Origin of the sequence: Enterovibrio gelatinilyticus (assembly GCF_028683095.1) — a bacterium.
Classification (GTDB): domain Bacteria; phylum Pseudomonadota; class Gammaproteobacteria; order Enterobacterales; family Vibrionaceae; genus Enterovibrio; species Enterovibrio gelatinilyticus.
Genome location: NZ_JAJUBC010000040.1, coordinates 1 through 16648, shown reverse-complemented (window position 1 = coordinate 16648; position 16648 = coordinate 1). Strand labels below are relative to the sequence as shown.

General features: G+C 47.0%; 12 protein-coding genes and 1 tRNA gene. 10 read left to right on the top strand and 3 right to left on the bottom strand.

All coding sequences use genetic code 11. The features are described 5' to 3' along the window. Positions 1 to 399: 399 nt before the first annotated feature. The 3 genes from folD to LRP50_RS23140 all read right to left on the bottom strand — a co-directional run bounded on the left by folD (position 400) and on the right by LRP50_RS23140 (position 3903). A complete protein-coding gene (gene folD / locus LRP50_RS23150) occupies positions 400 to 1254 on the bottom strand; it encodes a bifunctional methylenetetrahydrofolate dehydrogenase/methenyltetrahydrofolate cyclohydrolase FolD (RefSeq protein WP_274166786.1) in 855 nt (284 codons plus the stop codon). Between the two features lie 95 nt (positions 1255 to 1349). After that, positions 1350 to 2117, bottom strand: coding sequence for a trypsin-like peptidase domain-containing protein (locus LRP50_RS23145; protein ID WP_274166785.1), 768 nt, complete (start codon positions 2115 to 2117; stop codon positions 1350 to 1352). Between the two features lie 598 nt (positions 2118 to 2715). Next, positions 2716 to 3903 carry an MFS transporter gene (locus tag LRP50_RS23140; protein WP_274166784.1) on the bottom strand — a complete coding sequence of 396 codons (1188 nt, stop codon included), beginning with the start codon at positions 3901 to 3903 and terminating at the stop codon, positions 2716 to 2718. Between the two features lie 805 nt (positions 3904 to 4708). Here LRP50_RS23140 and LRP50_RS23135 point away from each other — a divergent pair. The 10 genes from LRP50_RS23135 to LRP50_RS23090 all read left to right on the top strand — a co-directional run bounded on the left by LRP50_RS23135 (position 4709) and on the right by LRP50_RS23090 (position 16585). Continuing rightward, positions 4709 to 4785: transfer RNA gene (locus LRP50_RS23135), tRNA-Arg, on the top strand. Between the two features lie 602 nt (positions 4786 to 5387). Next, complete coding sequence (tig, locus tag LRP50_RS23130; RefSeq protein ID WP_274166783.1) at positions 5388 to 6689, top strand: trigger factor; 1302 nt, start codon at positions 5388 to 5390, stop codon at positions 6687 to 6689. Positions 6690 to 6796: 107 nt separating this feature from the next. Next, positions 6797 to 7420, top strand: a complete 624-nt coding sequence (gene clpP, locus LRP50_RS23125; RefSeq protein WP_274166782.1) for an ATP-dependent Clp endopeptidase proteolytic subunit ClpP — start codon at positions 6797 to 6799, stop codon at positions 7418 to 7420. 138 nt (positions 7421 to 7558) lie between these two features. Beyond that, positions 7559 to 8839 carry an ATP-dependent protease ATP-binding subunit ClpX gene (clpX, locus tag LRP50_RS23120; protein WP_274166781.1) on the top strand — a complete coding sequence of 427 codons (1281 nt, stop codon included), beginning with the start codon at positions 7559 to 7561 and terminating at the stop codon, positions 8837 to 8839. Between the two features lie 159 nt (positions 8840 to 8998). Beyond that, positions 8999 to 11362 carry an endopeptidase La gene (lon, locus tag LRP50_RS23115; protein ID WP_274166780.1) on the top strand — a complete coding sequence of 788 codons (2364 nt, stop codon included), beginning with the start codon at positions 8999 to 9001 and terminating at the stop codon, positions 11360 to 11362. A 207-nt stretch (positions 11363 to 11569) separates the two neighbouring features. After that, positions 11570 to 11842 carry a nucleoid-associated protein HU-beta gene (hupB, locus tag LRP50_RS23110; RefSeq protein WP_028024906.1) on the top strand — a complete coding sequence of 91 codons (273 nt, stop codon included), beginning with the start codon at positions 11570 to 11572 and terminating at the stop codon, positions 11840 to 11842. 188 nt (positions 11843 to 12030) lie between these two features. Beyond that, entirely contained in the window at positions 12031 to 13920 is a 1890-nt protein-coding gene (gene ppiD, locus LRP50_RS23105) for a peptidylprolyl isomerase (protein ID WP_274166779.1), read from the top strand. Positions 13921 to 14103: 183 nt separating this feature from the next. Then, complete coding sequence (locus LRP50_RS23100) at positions 14104 to 14391, top strand: ComEA family DNA-binding protein (protein WP_274166778.1); 288 nt, start codon at positions 14104 to 14106, stop codon at positions 14389 to 14391. Positions 14392 to 14640: 249 nt separating this feature from the next. Then, positions 14641 to 15237, top strand: coding sequence for a 5'-deoxynucleotidase (gene yfbR, locus LRP50_RS23095; protein ID WP_274166777.1), 597 nt, complete (start codon positions 14641 to 14643; stop codon positions 15235 to 15237). Further along, a complete protein-coding gene (locus LRP50_RS23090; RefSeq protein WP_274166776.1) occupies positions 15230 to 16585 on the top strand; it encodes an anti-phage deoxyguanosine triphosphatase in 1356 nt (451 codons plus the stop codon). Before yfbR ends, LRP50_RS23090 begins: the two co-directional genes overlap by 8 nt. The last annotated feature ends 63 nt before the right edge of the window (positions 16586 to 16648 follow it).

Below are 16648 nucleotides of genomic sequence, written 5' to 3'. Positions count from 1 at the left end.
GCCTTTTAGTGAGTTCTGACGTCGTTTGGTGGTTTTATTCTGGTGGTTTCATTTGGTATCCCACTCTAATGCGCAAAATAATGCCCAAACGCCGTCTCAATTTGTAGTCATTAGGTTCAAATGTGGGACTGAGTAGTCAATAAATTGACTTCAAAGGCTTTGAGTTTTTGAAAATTTTGATGTCGAAGGTGTAGAAGGGGAGCATCTTCAGGTTGATTGGATATAAGTGCTACAAAGTGCGGTTGAGGTTGCCGAGTAGAATGAAATAACAGCGCTGAACAGGGAGTGCTCGTGGTTTTCTTCTATATGCCTAAGACTATGCCATGGGAGAGAAAGCACGGCACGAGGAGCGCCGTGCTTTTCGATATATGGAGAGGTTATGCGATGTATTGAGCTGGCTTACGAATGAAACTGCTCACACGCTAACAGGGTGTTTTCAATCAATGTCGCGACGGTCATTGGGCCAACGCCGCCCGGTACTGGCGTGATGTGGCTGGCATGTTCTCTCGCAACATCGTATTCCACGTCACCCACCAGTTTGCCGTTCTCTAGTCTGTTAATACCCACATCAATAACTACAGCGCCAGGCTTGATCCAATCACCAGGAATGAAATTCGGTTTACCGACAGCAACCACGACGAGGTCAGCCTGACGAATGTGACCTTCAAGATCTTTGGTGAAGCGATGGCAGGTGGTGGTGGTACAGCCTGCCAACAGCAGTTCCATGGTCATTGGGCGGCCGACAATGTTAGACGCGCCAACCACGACGGCGTGCATACCGCGAAGCTGAATGTTGTAGCGATCAAGTAAGGTGATGATCCCTTTCGGCGTACATGAACGAAGCTTGGGAATTCGCTGACACAAACGACCCACATTGTAAGGGTGGAAGCCATCCACATCTTTTTCTGGGTGAATGCGTTCTAAAACGTTCGTCGCGTCCATTTGCGCTGGAAGTGGCAACTGAACCAAAATGCCGTCGATTTCGCTGTCTGCATTGAGTGTGTCAATCAAGGCCAATAGATCCGCTTCGCTGGTGGTTGATGGCAGATCGTAAGATTTAGACACAAACCCAACTTCTTCACAAACGCGGCGTTTGCTACCTACATAGACTTGAGAGGCGGCATCATCACCCACAAGAACGACCGCTAAACCGGGTGCTCTTAGACCCGCAGCTTTTCGCGCTTCAACACGTGCTGCTACTTCTTGTCGAACTGTTTGAGAGATGATTTTTCCATCAATAATTTGGGCGGCCATGATTTTCCTTTGGCAAAGATACGGTCGGCAGAAAAGAGTGCGTATTTTGACAAAAAAACGGCGTTATGGCTATAGCGCAAACGTTTGCGCGGTGATCACTTTGTTCGAGATGTGCCAGATGCTTGGGGTGTTAGCGATTCAAGTGATGTATCCGGCTCGGAAGCGACATTGAGGTTTGCGGTGAGCATCTCTCTCGGCGCACCGTAATAGGTGGCAATGGCCTCTTCCAGCCAAGGTTTTACATGTAACGTCGACACAAACACGGACGTACGTTCGTTACCGAGGTCGGTACCATCAAGTAGCTTAAACCCTGATCCCGAAATACCGGAGATGATCCCGACGAGTTGTCCTTCTTCATTAAACACGCCACCACCACTCATGCCTGATTGCACTGGCGCGTCGGTAATACTGGCGGGACACGTTGCAAACAGGGAACTGTCGACAAAGTTAACGTCAATATAGTATTTGCCCTGTCCAATAAGCACTTTCCCCGTTAAACCCATGCCCACGGTTGTGGTTGCCTCGTTGGTTTGAATCGTGCCGAGCGGGGCGACATTTTTTCCCGTGTTGTCTTCTTTGATGATGGCGATGTCACAGTCAGGATGGTAAGCAACCACTGAGCTGTAATCGAGCTGCGCGATATGTTTAGCGGTGAGGCTGAGTTCGGCGGTGATGGGGACGCTCGAACCGTGCCCACCCAGTAAAAAGGGAATACCAATTGGCAGGTAGTTCACTGACGGTGCGTTGGTTTCGTCAGTATAGTTAGCATCGGCATACTCTAGTGGGCCATTGACGAGAAAACACCCTTGCAGGAGTACGAAAGAAAACAAGAATATGGAAACAGTGCGTATAGTTTGGAACATTCGAACACCTCCAACGCTGTGACTCAGTTCTCAAATTTGAGGCTGATAAGTTGAGCATAGGAAGTGAGACGAAGATGTACAAAACTCTAATGATAGTTTGCTCAATTAAAAAATAACTGTCTGTTATATAGCGTTTATTTTTCTAAGGTTGTGGGGTTTCTTGAACGAACGAGCCTAATTTGTCATTTGTTTGACGAAATCCAGCTTTCTGTATTTTTTAGTGACCAGCTATGCTGGCATGTGTGGTTTTTTCTGTCTTAGAAGTGATGCTTTTGATGTTTTAGGGGGTGAAGTGCGGTTTCTTGATTCTCTTGGCGAATTAATGAATGTGGTGGGAAAAGAGTATGTTAAGCATGGAAGGAAAGGAGGGGGAGCTCAAAAACGTGAATATATGTCAAAACTATATCGACAGCCAGTCGGTAAAATCTAGGTGATGGCTGTATGTCTTATGGCTATATGTTTTAGTGGACAGATAACATAAAAAAAACAGGCCGACGAGTGCCGACCTGCTTTCTTCTTCGATTTACCAAGCATCAATCCGACGCTGAGTATTGATCTCTAGGACCTAGGAGCTAGAACCTAGGATCTTAAAACCTCATTACAAATCTACTGGCATCACATCATCAACACCATCAGCACCACGACGACGGTTGCGTTTGGTCGACACCAGCATGTAAATCAAGGTTGCAGCGAAACAGATAGCGAAATAGAACATCAAGCCATGATCGGCGTTCATCGCTTTACCTGCGACAACAGGACCAATGACGGAACCAACGCTATAACTGAGTAGCATCAATTCTGCGGCTGCCACGATTTTGGACTCACATACTTTACGACACGCCAAGGTGATCGCGACAGGGTAGAGTGCAAAAGCAGCTGCGCCGAGTAGGAACAATCCTGACATCAACCCCGCATCTACGGTGGCTATCTCAATCATCGCAATAGCGAGTAAGCCAACTAAGCAGAACATCGCCATTAATAGGGCTTTCTCGACGCGCGAGTTTAACCAACTCACCAAAGGCTGCACTGCCATGCCGCCTAAAATCACGACGGCCATTAGCATACCCACTTGGTTGTGGCTGTATTGACGCTCAAGATCTAGGGGTAGCAAGCCGTAAATAGATCCCAAGATCAAACCCGACACGATGCACCCGATATACGCGGCAGATGGCAAGTTGCGCATCTCGCTGAAATGGATGCTTGAGTGCTCTGTAATGCGAGGTTGGCCTTTCTTGTAAACCAAAGGCGGCAACATAGCAGCAGAAAACAGGCCTGCGACCACGATCAGTGGCATTGCACCTTCTGTACCGAAAAAGCCAATACCTAGCTGTCCTAGTGCTGAACCACCGTAAAGTGACGCCATGTATAAGCCAAGACGCTTAGCACGTGCTTTTTCTGTGTCTGCCATCAGTAGCCATGATTCGATAACCACGAATACACCAGCAACCGCAACACCTGCAATGAAACGGGAAGCAAGCCACATGCTTGGTGACGCAACAAGTGCCATGGTTGCCACGGTTAACACGATAGCGATCAAAAAACCGACTAAGGCGGTGCGGTGGCCAATCTTTCCGACAATACGCGCACTGATCAACGCACCACCTAACAGACCTGCGTAAAAGACGCTGGCGAGCCAAGAGGCGAGATTGACAGACATGCCTCGTGCTTCCAACGCGAGTGGAATTAGGCTCATCAGGAATCCTGATGCAACGGCAAATAGGCTTAGGCTAATAACAGGCACGAGTGGGCTGTTGCCATCAGTCCGAATGTCTAGGGTCTGTTGCAATGCTTTTTTCTCTAACGTAATGACAGAAAGTAAAAAAACCTGCTCAGAATGAGCAGGTCTCTAGGTATTTGTGAGATTCGTCGTGATTATTATTTCGCCAGCGACAAACGTAAAGTGAGATAAATTTCTTATCACGAGCAAATTTATTTATCGAAATAATTATACCCAAACAACCTGGAGATGCTCGATTTCAGAGGCCATCAGAGTGTTCAATTCAAGGCAAATTTTTGTAGGAATAGTCAGTCTATATCACAGGAATTTAACGATGAAGTGGACGCTCTGAGGGCCTCCCTTCGGGCGAGTTTACTGACACCATGCTCGGTGTTGTCCCTTTTTGATGGAGCTCACTACATCAGCAAAGGGACGCCTTGATCATAACGTCAGTAAAGCTCGCTGAATCCTGCATCTTCAGGTTGTTTGGGTATCAACGGCGCGATATCCCAAAACTCGGTCACTACCTCTTACTCCTTCACTTCTTGATAAGATAATTTGATGTTCAAAACAGGCGCGAACTATCGTTGTTAGCCTGAAAAACCACAAGTGGATCGACAATGAAATGATTTCATCGTGAAATCGTGAAAGTTTTATCTTGTTTGCGGTGAGGTTTTCGAGGTTTCCGATAAGGCCTTTTTTTGATTAGAAGTTGATCACGAGTTGACGAAGTATGGATGCTGAGAATGAGTCAATAAGGCTAACAATGCTTGTTTCTTAGGCATTTGACACCAAACCGTGAGGAAAAGCGTTGACGCAGTGACTATGACCCTTATAATCCGGCCTTGCATTTACACGCTTGTGTGAATCATGCGCGCCCTTAGCTCAGCTGGATAGAGCAACGACCTTCTAAGTCGTGGGTCACAGGTTCGAATCCTGTAGGGCGCGCCATTTTCTTTTCTCCCCCCCCCAGTTCCTTTGTTCGCTCACTCTCTCAAATAGTTAAACGTCAGTTCCCGAATCGAATGTTTCAGGGAAGAGTAGATCTTAGGAAGAGCAGGGCCTAGGAAGAGCAGGTCCTAGATCCTAGGAAAAGCCACAAGCCAAAAGCCCTAGCTTCAGGTTTTTGCCTTTGTTTTGCTAATGCATTAGGTTTCTTTAGGTCTTGATAGTTTTAAATACTCCCGTTTGACTCCAGATTCTGCTTAGCATCATTCCCTAGGACCTAGGACCTAGAACCTTCGCTCTTCGCCCCTTCGCCCTTTGATTTTTTGCACTTTCCCCCTTGAAATCCATTTTCTCGCCCCAATCTCACAGAAACACGACGATGGACCTAGCCTGTCTCGACTCGACAGGGCGGTGCCGCTATAATGGCGCGTCTTAAAAATCACGCCTCGTATTTTGGGGTTATTTGATACGAGCGTTTTCTCGCTTTGTATCCAGATTCACAGGCGCTATGGCGAATGAATCGCTGTAGCACGAAAGGATGCTACCGGCAGGTGCCGGGCAACATCACTCAGCAAACCTGAGTAAGTTTTGAGGTTAAATATACAATGCAAGTTACCGTTGAAACCACAGAAGGCCTGCAGCGCCACCTGACTATCACTGTTCCAGCAGCAAACATCGAAGATGCAGTGACTGCTGAACTACGCAACATTGCTAAAAATCGTCGTTTCGATGGTTTCCGCAAAGGTAAAGTGCCTTTGAAAATGGTTTCTCGTATGTACGGCTCAGCAGTACGTAACGACGTAATGGGTGAAGTGATGCAGCGTCATTTCATCGAAGCTATTATCAAAGAAAAAATCAACCCAGCGGGCGCACCAACTTTCACTCCAGTTGATACTGAAGAAGGCAAAGATTTGGTATTTAAAGCTTCTTTTGAAGTTTACCCAGAAATCGCGCTGAAAGATCTGGACAAAGTTGAAGTGGTTAAGCCACAAGCTGACGTTAACGAAGATGACGTTGCTGAAATGATCGAGACCCTGCGTAAGCAACAAGCTTCTTGGGCTGACGTTGAAGCAGCTGCACAAGCTGACAGCCGCGTAACTATCGACTTCATCGGTTCTATCGACGGTGAAGAGTTCGAAGGCGGCAAAGCAGAAGGCTTTGCGCTAGTTATGGGTCAAAACCGTATGATCCCTGGTTTTGAAGACGGTATCGTTGGTAAGAACGCTGGCGAAGAATTCACTATCGAAGTGAGCTTCCCAGAAGATTACCACGCTGAAAACCTGAAAGGTAAAGCAGCGAAGTTTGAAATCAAACTACACAAAGTTGAAGCGCAAGAGCTGCCAGAACTGACTGAAGAGTTCGTTGCACGTTTCGGCGTTGAAGATGGTGGCGTTGATGGCCTGAAAGCAGAAGTTCGTAAAAACATGGAACGCGAACTGAAGCAAGCTGTTAAAAACCGCATTAAAGAGCAAGTGATCGACGGTCTTGTTGAAAACAACGATATCGACGTTCCAGCTTCACTGATTGATCAAGAAATCAATGTACTGCGTCAACAAGCAGTTCAACGTTTCGGTGGCAACGCTGAAAACGCACCTGAACTTCCACGTGAGCTGTTCGAAGAGCAAGCGAAACGTCGCGTTGTTGTTGGTCTACTTCTTGGCGAAGTGATCAAAGCAGAAGAGCTGAAAGCAGACGAAGATCGTGTGAAAGCAATGATCGAAGAAATGGCTTCAGCTTACGAAGATCCATCAGAAGTGGTTTCTTACTACGCGAAAGATCAGCGTCTAATGGAGAACATGCGTAATGTTGCTCTTGAAGAACAAGCTATCGACGCATTGCTAGCTAAAGCACAAGTTTCTGAAAAAGCACAAAGCTTCTCTGAGCTAATGAACCCAGTTCAAGCATAAGTGCTAGAATTGTTGAGTGGACATTTGACTTAGAATTCACTCTTCTGATAACAATGGTCCGAATGAAGTTTATTCATCCGGGCCATTTATTTTAGGGAAATAACACTATGAGCTTTCAAGAAAAAAACGGAATGCCTTCTATCATGGATGCGTTAGTGCCAATGGTGGTGGAACAAACCTCCCGCGGTGAACGTTCTTACGACATCTATTCCCGCTTGCTGAAAGAGCGCGTGATCTTTTTGACCGGTCAGGTTGAAGATCATATGGCGAATCTGGTTGTTGCGCAGTTGCTGTTTCTCGAGTCAGAAAACCCAGAAAAAGATATCTTCCTATACATCAACTCACCAGGTGGCTCTGTCACTGCAGGTATGTCTATTTATGACACTATGCAGTACATTAAACCTAACGTGAGCACAGTGTGTATGGGCCAAGCATGTTCAATGGGCGCATTCTTGCTTGCTGGTGGCGAAAAAGGTAAACGCTATTGCCTGCCAAACTCACGTGTGATGATCCACCAACCGCTGGGCGGCTTCCAAGGCCAAGCGTCGGACATCCAAATCCATGCGCAAGAAATTTTGACCATCAAGAACAAGCTTAATAGCTTGCTTGCTGAGCATACCGGTCAACCATTAGAAGTGATTGAGCGCGATACAGATCGTGACAACTTCATGGCATCGCAAGATGCGATGGACTACGGCTTGGTTGATGCAATATTAAATAAGCGCGATTAATTTTTTAGTTCTGAGATAGTTAGGGTTTTTATGCCCTACTATTTTGGAATTGAGTCTTGCGGCTGTCGGAAATTTCCTCCGAGTTGTTATAGACTCAGATCATGGCAAACATGGGCGAAAGCCTAAAGAGGTTAGCGAATGACAGACAAGCGAAAAGACGGTGGCAGCGGCAAACTGCTGTACTGCTCTTTCTGCGGCAAAAGCCAGCATGAAGTGCGCAAGTTAATTGCTGGACCTTCTGTTTATATCTGCGATGAGTGTGTTGACCTATGTAACGACATCATTCGTGAAGAAATAAAAGAGGTCATGCCGAAGCGCGACAGCAGCGAGCTTCCGACACCACAGGAAATCCGATCTCACCTTGATGATTATGTCATCGGTCAAGACAGAGCGAAGAAAGTGCTCTCAGTAGCGGTTTATAACCACTACAAGCGTCTGAGAAACGGTGATACAACGTCAGAAGGCGTTGAGCTAGGCAAGAGTAACATCTTGTTGATTGGTCCAACGGGTAGCGGTAAGACCTTGCTTGCAGAAACGCTGGCGCGTTTTCTGGATGTTCCGTTCACTATGGCAGACGCAACCACGCTAACCGAAGCCGGTTATGTGGGTGAAGATGTCGAGAACATTATCCAGAAGCTGCTTCAGAAGTGTGATTATGACGTCGCCAAAGCTGAGCGCGGAATTGTTTATATCGATGAAATCGATAAGATCTCTCGCAAGTCTGATAACCCTTCAATCACGCGTGATGTGTCGGGTGAAGGTGTGCAGCAGGCGTTGTTGAAACTGGTTGAAGGCACCATTGCTTCTGTTCCACCGCAAGGTGGTCGTAAGCACCCACAACAAGAGTTCTTGCAGGTTGATACCTCTAAGATCTTGTTCATTTGTGGTGGCGCATTTGCCGGTCTCGATAAAGTGGTTGATCAACGTGTAGCAAAAGGCAGCGGTATTGGTTTCGGAGCGGAAGTACGTTCTAAAGACCAAAAAGCGACGCTTAGCGATTTGTTCAGCAAAGTGGAACCAGAAGATCTGGTGAAATACGGTTTGATCCCTGAGTTCATCGGTCGTTTGCCTGTCACGGCAACACTTACCGAGCTCGATCAAGACGCGCTGGTACAAATTCTACGTGAGCCGAAGAACGCACTGACGAAACAGTATGCTGCGTTGCTAGAGCTTGATGGTGTTGAACTTGAATTCCGTGACGACGCGTTAACGGCGATTGCTCAAAAGGCAATGGATCGTAAAACGGGTGCTCGTGGTTTGCGTTCAATCGTAGAAGCTGTATTACTAGATACCATGTACGATTTGCCATCGAGCAAAGACGTTTCTAAAGTGGTGATCGACGAATCGGTTATCAAAGGGGAATCTGAACCTTTGTTGATTTACGAAGCGGCTGAAAATCAAGCAGCTGGTGCGGAGTAACGCCTACATAGCGTGCGGTTAAATTGCGTATTTAACCAACAAATTATAAAAAAAAAGGGAGCGTTCGCTCCCTTTTTTACATTCTGCTTGGTATGCCGTTGAATCCTGACAAACTATCCCCATATACTCATTAGTATCTAAAACGGAAGAGAGAAAAATATGAACTTGGAGCGTTCCGAGCGCATTGAGATTCCGGTCCTGCCTTTGCGTGACGTGGTTGTTTATCCTCATATGGTTATTCCACTATTTGTGGGAAGGGATAAATCAATTCGTTGCCTTGAAGCAGCGATGGACAATGATAAGCAGATTCTATTGGTTGCGCAGAAAGATGCGGCAACTGACGACCCCTCTATTGCTGATCTGTATGAAGTTGGTACGGTCGCGTCAATCCTGCAGTTGCTAAAACTTCCTGATGGCACAGTCAAAGTGCTGGTGGAAGGCCTACAGCGTGCAGAAATTAAAAAATTCCGTGAAGATGACTTCTTTATTGCTGATGCTCAGTACACTGAAACCCCAGAAATGGATGAGCGTGAGCAAGAAGTGCTGGTGCGCACTGCCATCGGCCAGTTTGAAGGCTTTATTAAGCTTAATAAGAAGATCCCACCGGAAGTACTGACCTCGCTAAATGGTATTGAAGAAGCTGCTCGCTTAGCGGATACCATTGCTGCGCACATGCCGTTGAAGTTGCATGATAAGCAGCAAGTTCTCGAAATCGTTGATATCTCTGAGCGTCTTGAGTTTTTGATGACCATGATGGAATCAGAAATCGATCTGCTTCAGGTTGAGAAACGAATTCGAAGCCGCGTTAAAAAGCAGATGGAAAAGAGCCAACGCGAGTACTACCTCAATGAGCAAATGAAGGCTATCCAGAAAGAACTGGGTGAGCTGGATGATGCCCCTGATGAATTTGAAAGCCTGAAGCTGAAGATTGAAGAATCTAAAATGCCTCAGGAAGCCAAAGAGAAGACAGAACAAGAGCTGCAAAAGCTCAAGATGATGTCTCCTATGTCGGCAGAAGCGACGGTTGTTCGCAGCTATATCGATTGGATGGTGAGCGTACCATGGTCGAAGCGTTCGAAAGTGAAAAAGGATTTGGCGAAGGCCGAAGAGATCCTTAACTCGGACCATTATGGCCTGGAGCGCGTAAAAGAACGCATCCTAGAATACCTCGCAGTACAAAACCGTATTAATAAGCTGAAAGGCCCAATCCTGTGTTTGGTTGGCCCTCCTGGTGTGGGTAAAACCTCATTGGGTCAGTCAATTGCGAAAGCGACAGGCCGCAAGTACACGCGTATGGCACTTGGTGGCGTGCGTGATGAAGCGGAAATTCGTGGTCACCGCCGTACCTATATTGGTTCATTGCCGGGTAAACTTATCCAAAAAATGGCAAAAGTGGGCGTGAAAAACCCATTGTTCCTGTTGGATGAAATCGACAAGATGTCTTCAGACATGCGAGGCGATCCGTCGTCGGCGTTGCTGGAGGTTCTGGACCCTGAGCAAAACAACGCGTTCAACGACCATTATCTGGAAGTCGACTATGACTTGTCAGACGTTATGTTTGTCGCAACGTCGAACTCGATGAATATCCCAGGTCCGTTGCTTGACCGTATGGAAGTGATTCGTCTGTCGGGCTATACCGAAGATGAGAAGCTAAACATTGCTAAGCAGCACTTGTTGGATAAGCAAGTACAGCGCAATGGCCTTAAGCCTAGCGAAATCAAGATTGAAGACTCGGCGATCATTGGCATTATTCGTTACTACACGCGTGAAGCGGGTGTGCGTAGCCTCGAACGTGAGATTTCGAAACTGTGCCGTAAAGCAGTGAAAGAAATTCTGCTGAACAACGAATTGAAATCTATCACTATCGATCAAGACAACCTGAAAGATTACTTGGGCGTGCAACGTTTTGATTTCGGTAAAGCGGATGAAAGCAATCGCGTTGGTCAGGTAACGGGTCTTGCTTGGACTTCGGTAGGCGGCGATTTGCTGACCATTGAAACCGAATCTATGCCGGGCAAAGGTAAGCTGTCGCAAACCGGCTCGCTGGGCGATGTGATGCAAGAGTCTATCCAAGCGGCGATGACGGTGGTGCGTACGCGTGCGGAGAAGTTGGGTATTAATAACGACTTCTACGAAAAACGCGATATTCACGTTCACGTACCAGAAGGTGCAACACCGAAAGATGGCCCAAGTGCGGGTATCGCGATGTGTACGGCACTTGTATCTAGCCTAACGGGTAACCCTGTTCGTTCTGATGTGGCAATGACCGGTGAAATCACCTTGCGTGGTGAAGTACTTCCGATCGGTGGCTTGAAGGAAAAACTTCTTGCCGCTCACCGTGGTGGAATTAAAACGGTTATCATTCCAAAAGAGAATGAACGTGATCTGGAAGAGATTCCTGATAACGTGAAAGCAGACCTCGATATCCATGCTGTGCGCTGGATCGATGATGTTCTGACCCTCGCATTGCAGGACAACCCGCTAGGAATCGAGCTTGTAACCGCGAAAAAGAGTGACGCGTAGCAAAAATAAGCAACGTAAAAGGCTGACAGTCAGTAAAAGGCTTGTCAGTCTTTTTTTTGAGGGCTAAGTTAAGAGAAACGCTGCAAGCCCTTAATACATAACAGCTACAGCGTTTTACAGCCTTGTTTTGATAACTAAGGCGATGACTAATTATTCGCCACCGCAAAAAATGGGATTTGTGGTTCGTTTGTTAAAGGGGATGAAAAAGTGAACAAGTCGCAGTTAATTGATAAAATCGCAGAAGATGCAGATCTATCTAAAGCATCAGCGGGTCGCGCACTAGATGCTCTGATTGACGCAGTATCAGGCAGCCTGAAAGATGGTGACCAAGTGGCTCTAGTGGGTTTTGGTACGTTCTCTGTTCGTGAGCGTTCAGCACGTACTGGTCGTAACCCACAAACTGGTGCGGAAATTGATATTCCAGCAGCAAAAGTACCTGGCTTTAAAGCGGGTAAAGCTCTGAAAGACGCGGTTAACTAATTCTTAGTTTTACGATTGCTCTTTGTCGCAGAGAGCCTAGTTAAAGGCTGTAATGTCTGAGACATCAGCGTATAATCGGGCTCAATCAGAGTGTAAAGGCGCATCTCGGGATGCGCTTTTTTAGTTTTTAATTACTGAGTTTTATTTTTAAGACGAACGTTTCAATTTAGCAGGAGTGGCGGCACGTTATGATGGAGCGACTACGCGAAGGCGTAAACAGCATCGCGGTTAAGATCATCTTAAGCCTTATTATCTTTTCCTTTGCCTTTGCGGGTGTCGGTGGCTACCTTGCTGGTGGTACTGAGGCTCCAGCGGCTAAAGTGGGTGATCTAGAAATTAGCCGCAGCCAATTTGAGCAAGCTTATCAAAATGAGCGTGCACAAATGCAATCACAAGCTGGAGAATTCTTCTCAACATTGTTGAGTGACCCTTCCTATCTGGCTCAATTCCGTCGCAGTGTTCTTGACCGCATGGTGGACCAATCGCTTCTTGACCAAGAAGCAGACAGATTGGGTCTTCGCGTGAGTGACGTGCAGATTAAGCAATCAATCCGTGACATGCAGGCTTTTTCAAGCAACGGTGTGTTCAATAACGATCTGTACCTATCGGCACTGCGTCGCAATGGCCTAAGCCCAGATCAGTTTGCAGAATACGTTCGTCAAGACATGGTTCGAGAGCAATTGGTAAATGCACTGCTAAGCAGTGAGTTTGCGTTGGAAGACGAACTGGAAGCCTTGTACAAGCTTGAAGGTCAAACACGTACTGTTCGTACTTTGACACTTCCGTTAGTGGATTTTGCTGATAAAGCAGACATCACAGCAGAGCAGAAAACGGCTTACTACGAGCAAAACCCAAGTCAATTCGTTCGCCCTGAGCAGTTCAAACTGTCTTACGTGGAACTGACGGGTGCTGGCGTGGCTGATGTTGCTGATATCACTGATGAAGAAGCAAAAACGTACTACGAGGCGAACATTGCGTCTTACGGCACGTCTGAGCAACGCAAAGTTAGCCACATTATGATCCAAGGTGATGACAGCGCGGCGAAAGAAAAAGCACAGGAAGTTCTTGCTGAACTGAATGCGGGTGCTGATTTTGCTGAACTGGCTAAAACTCGCTCTGATGATACTTTCAGTGCAGAGCAAGGCGGTCAACTTGATTGGTTTGATAAAGGCGTAATGGACCCTGCGTTTGAAGAAGCTGCGTTTGCTTTGGTTAACACCGGTGATGTTACTGACGTTGTGCAATCTGATTTTGGTTTCCACATCATTAAACTGGATGAAGTGAAGCCGTCTGACGCTAAGCCTTTTGCTGAGGTTCGTGATGAGATCATTGCGCGATTGAAGCAGCAGCATGCAGCAGAGAAATTCTATGCGCTGTCAAACGAGCTGGCTGAGAAAGCGTTCGAAATGCCTGACAACCTTGATGAAGCGGCCGCATCATCAAACGCTGAAGTAACGAAAACAGATTTTGTCGCATTGAACGAGCTTTCGGGTTCGCTAGCCAACCCTAGCGTTGTACAAGCATTGCAAAGCCCTGAAGTGCGTGAAGACGGTTTGAACTCAGACATTATTGAGATTGCACCTGAGCACGTCATCGTAGTGCGTGTTGATGATGTTCGTCCTGAAACTGTGTTGCCATTCGAAGAAGTGGAAACGCAAGTGACTGCGCTGCTGAAACGCCAAGAAGGCGAGAAAGCGGCTAGTGCATTGGCGGACACTTTGTTGTCAGAATTGAATGATGGCAACGATGCCGGTGTGAATGCGTCTGGTTATGCATTCAGCGACGTGTCAGAGCTTGCTCGTATGTCCCCTGAGCGTGAAGTGGTTGAGTTAGTCTTTACTCTGCCAGCACCTGCTGCAGAGACTAGCGAGTATGGTTTAACGCGTTCAGTGAATGGCGATGTGTTGATCGTGGCTTTGGATGGTGTCAAAGACCCAGAGACTGAGAGCATTAGCCTTGAGAGCCAAATGGCAGATCGCGTAGCGCGTTCAACCGCTAACGCGGATCTTACTGCGCTGATCTCTGAGCTGAAAGCAAACACGGAAGTAACTTATTCATTAAATACAGCAGAGCAATAATCACGGATATTTTGAAGTGATTGCAGTTGCACTGTAATTGACAAGTTACGTCGACGGGGAGCTTTTAGCTCCCCGTCGTTTTTTTGTGCATGGAAATGGAGCTAATGTGAGTGACCCTTATGCTGGAGTGGATTTTGTTCAAATCATCTTGATCATTTATCTATTCACATTGAGGAATCGGACATGTTAAAAACACTATTATCAACGCTGGTGCTGGCCGTAACGTTACTGGCTAGCCCTGCAGTGTCGGCGCAAGATGGTGCGCAAGGAACTCCTGTCGAAGTGAACATCAATACGGCAGAAGTCGAAGAGCTTGATAAGTATCTGGAAGGTATTGGTAAAGCGAAAGCTCAGGCTATCGTTGATTTTCGCAATGAAAATGGCGCGTTTGATACCATTGATTCACTGTCAGGAGTCAAAGGTATTGGTAATGCTATCGTAGAAAAGAATCGCGATCGCATCACGCTTTAACTTACGACAAGGCTGTGTGTTGGGGAGCACGCTCTCCCTATCTATTTTATTCTTCGCTTTCTTCTTTCTTCTTTCTTCTTTCTTCTTACTTGTCTTTGCTGTTCTTCTTGGTTTGCGTTGTCCGGTTATTGCCATCGGCAGGTTTTTTGTGCGAAAAGCTTGAGAAAAGCGCAGTAGCACAACAGAATGGATAGAGACTTTACGTTTCAATTAGGCCAACTCAATCAACTAAGCTAAGCCAAGGATGCCATGAGCCAGAAACATAGCCACTTCTTTGCCCATCTCGCCAGAATGAAACTTATCTATCGCTGGCCGTTAATGCGAAATGTGTTCAATGAAAATATCTCCGAGCACAGCCTTCAAGTCGCGTTCGTTGCTCACGCACTTGCGTTGATAGACAACAAGAAATTTGGGGGGAATCATTCCCCAGAACGCGTTGCGCTGCTTGCGATGTTTCACGATTGCAGTGAAGTCTTTACGGGCGATTTACCGACCCCCATCAAATATTTCAATCCAGCCATCGCGGATGAATATAAAAAGATTGAGCGTATCGCCGAAGACAAGTTGATCTCTTTACTGCCGGAGGAGTTTCGTGACGATTACCGCCCTTTGATTGATAGTGAAGCAATTGATGCCGACGACTACAAAATCGTCAAACAGGCCGACGCTATTTGCGCGTATTTGAAATGCTTGGAAGAACTGTCAGCAGGAAATCATGAGTTTGAACAGGCGAAACGTCGTCTCGAAACGACCATGGAAGAAAGGGGCAGTGAAGCCACGGCGTATTTTATGTCGACGTTTGCCGTGAGTTTCGGCTTAACGCTTGATGAGATCAGTGATGAATAAATTTGATGTTTCTCCAGCGTGGGAAGCGCGATTAGCTCAAGAGAACAAACAACGCCGAAATGACAAACGTACGGTGTTTCAGCGCGACCGTGCGCGTATTCTGCATTCTGCCGCGTTTAGACGACTTCAAGCCAAAACACAGGTTCTGGGCGCGGAACACAGCGATTTTTATCGTACGCGGTTAACGCACTCCCTTGAAGTGTCTCAAATCGGTACTGGGATTGTTGCTCAACTGAAAGAGAAGCAACCAGACTTTAGACCTTTGCTTCCGTCGACCAGTTTGATGGAAAGTTTGTGTTTGGCACATGACATTGGTCATCCGCCTTATGGTCATGGTGGGGAAATCGCGCTTAATTACATGATGCGCAATGACGATGGTTTCGAGGGAAATGCACAAACGTTTCGAATTGTCTCTTTGCTAGAGCCTTATACCGAGCATGATGGGATGAACTTGGCGCGTCGAACGCTGCTGGGCTTATTGAAATACCCTACTTTGCTTAAGCACACCCGACGTCATCAATTACCTGAAGATGTAAATGCGTTTCGCCATCTAAGGGCGGCGCAGTGGCATCCTGCAAAAGGCATCTATCAAGATGATGCTGAGCGCTTTGACTGGGTGCTTGGCGCGTTATCAGACAATGACGCGGAACTGTTTACTTCGCTGAGACGTGAGCCGACGGATAACCACCATGGTCGCAGTGAATATAAGTCACTTGATTGTTCCATTATGGAACTTGCAGACGATATTGCTTATGGCGTTCATGATTTGGAAGATGCCATTGTCATGGGCATTGTTCAGCGTGACCAATGGCAAGAGGCGGTTGCCAGTAAACTCGCCGAATGCGGCGATCCTTGGCTTGAAACCAATATTGGTCACTTGAGTGAGCAAATGTTTGGTCAGCATCATGAGCGAAAAGACGCCATTGGAGCACTGGTGAATACGCTGTTGACGTCCATCGCCATTGAGCCTGCTGTGCAAGATGGGGTGAATCGTTTTGAGGATCCACTGTTGCAGTGGAATGCCAAACTGACCGACGTGATGCACGATGTGTTGGGCGTACTCAAAGCGTTTGTGAGTGAATATGTGGTACAAAAGCCCGAGCTACAAGTCATTGAATACAAAGGTCAGCAATTGGTGATGGAGTTGTTTGAAGCATTTGATGCTGACCCGAATCGTTTGCTGCCAGAAGCGACCCGAGCGCAATGGCGACAAGATGTTGCCGAGGGAAAAACGGGTCGACGTGTGATTTCTGACTACATCTCAGCAATGACGGACGGCTATGCACAACGCCTCTACGCCACGATGTTTACGGCGGTTAACCAGGGGCCGTTGCACCAGACAAGGTAGGAGTTGGGGAAGAGCAGGGCTTAGGTACAGAGCAGGTTCTAGGAAACAGAGCAGGGCCTAGGG